This window comes from Paraburkholderia sp. SIMBA_030 (assembly GCF_046535245.1).
Taxonomy (GTDB): Bacteria; Pseudomonadota; Gammaproteobacteria; order Burkholderiales; family Burkholderiaceae; genus Paraburkholderia.
Map to the genome: position 1 here is coordinate 1 of NZ_JAWRXB010000093.1, position 452 is coordinate 452.

Sequence of the window (452 nt, forward strand, 5' to 3'; positions counted from 1 at the left end):
GGTGGCTACGACCTCGTCACCGCATCGGGCGATGCGAGCCTGCGGCTCGTCTACGGCAAGAAGGTGCAGCCGATCAACACGGCGCTGATTCCCGCCTGGAACACGATCGAGCCGCGGCTGCAGAACGCGCCGTGGCACACGGTCAACGGCGTCCATTACGGCGTGCCGTATCAGTGGGGCGCGAATTTCCTCGCGTACAACACGAAGATTTTCCCGAAGGCGCCCACTTCGTGGTCGGTCGTCTTCGAGCAGCAGACGCTGCCGGACGGCAAGAGCAACAAGGGCCGCGTGCAGGCCTATAACGGCGCGATCTATGTGGCCGACGCCGCTGTCTATCTGATGCACAAGAATCCCGCGCTCGGCATCAAGGACCCGTACGAGCTGAACGAAGCGCAATACGCCGAAGTGCTCAAGGTGCTGCGCGCGCAAAAGCCGCTGGTGCATCGTTACTG

General features: G+C 62.8%; 1 protein-coding gene. It reads left to right on the plus strand.

Annotation, left to right across the window (positions count from 1 at the left end; translation table 11 throughout):
* Window positions 1–452: extracellular solute-binding protein (locus tag SB772_RS39165; protein WP_410838410.1), on the plus strand; the 452-nt coding region annotated here is incomplete at both ends.